This window comes from Ruegeria sp. N4 (genome assembly GCF_056531425.1).
In genome coordinates this window covers 1-1,172 of sequence record NZ_JBQFLT010000032.1, presented here as the reverse complement: position 1 = coordinate 1,172, position 1,172 = coordinate 1, and the positions used below count along the sequence as shown (strand labels likewise).

At 54.9% G+C, this 1,172-nt stretch carries 1 protein-coding gene; it reads left to right on the top strand.

What is annotated here, in order from left to right:
- Positions 1–45 precede the first annotated feature (45 nt).
- Positions 46–1,077, top strand: a complete 1,032-nt coding sequence (mgrA, locus tag ACR0LW_RS21210) for an L-glyceraldehyde 3-phosphate reductase (protein WP_425079703.1) — start codon at positions 46–48, stop codon at positions 1,075–1,077.
- Positions 1,078–1,172 lie beyond the last annotated feature (95 nt).

Genomic DNA, 1,172 nt, shown 5'->3' with positions numbered 1-1,172 from the left:
TATGTGCGCATGACCAAAGCTCAACGACCGCCAAAGCCAAAACCCATGCCGTACACCCCAGAGCCGGACCGCTACGAGCGGATGGTGTATCGGCGATGTGGGCGGTCCGGTATTAAACTCCCTGTTGTCAGCTTGGGGCTGTGGCACAATTTCGGTGCAGACTCACCGCACGAAAACAAGCGCGCCATGTGTCGTGCAGCGTTCGACCATGGGATCACTCACTTTGATCTGGCGAACAACTACGGTCCACCACCTGGTTCAGCCGAAGAGGCATTTGGCGAGATCCTCAAAACGGATTTCGCGGGTTACAGGGATGAGCTGATCATTTCCTCCAAAGCAGGCTACGACATGTGGCCGGGACCTTACGGAGAATGGGGGTCGCGCAAGTACATGATTGCGTCCTGTGACCAATCACTCGCGCGCATGGGGCTTGATTATGTCGACATCTTTTATTCCCACCGCTTTGACCCCGACACCCCGCTCGAAGAGACAATGGGTGCCTTGGATCATATCGTACGGTCGGGTCGCGCGCTCTACGCCGGTATCTCGAGCTACAACTCCCAACGCACGCGCGAGGCGGTGAAGATTCTCAACGATCTTGGGACACCTTGTCTGATTCACCAGCCTTCTTACAATCTGCTCAACCGTTGGGTGGAGCGGGACGGTTTGCTCGATACCCTTGACGATCTTGGGGTAGGATCGATTGCCTTCACGCCCCTGGCACAAGGCATTCTTACGTCGAAATACCTGCGCGATATTCCGGATGGCAGCCGTGCCACACAAGGAAAGTCGCTGCTCGATGGCATGATCAACGAGCGATCTCTGGCAAGTGTCCGTGCTCTGAACGACATGGCCGAAGCTCGTGGTCAGACTCTGGCGCAAATGGCTCTGGCCTGGGTGCTCAGAGGTGGGCGCGTGACCACCGCACTTATCGGCGCGTCCCGGCCGGAACAGATCGTCGACTGCGCAGGCGTTGTTGATAATCTCGACTTCAGTTCTGACGAGTTGAAAAAGATCGATGAAATCAGTTCGGAAGAAGATATCAATTTATGGGCAAGGTCGTCAGAAACAGAATGACCAATCTTATTATTGCTAAAACCCGAGAACATTTGGAACTTGAGGTCATTGGCGGCTGCAGCTCGGCTAAATAACTATCAAGACCAACCGGCCCA

What these genes read in the sequence shown, in the direction of transcription:
- mgrA (WP_425079703.1), top strand. Translation starts at nt 46, where the DNA reads ATGCCGTACACCCCAGAGCCGGACCGCTACGAGCGGATGGTGTATCGG.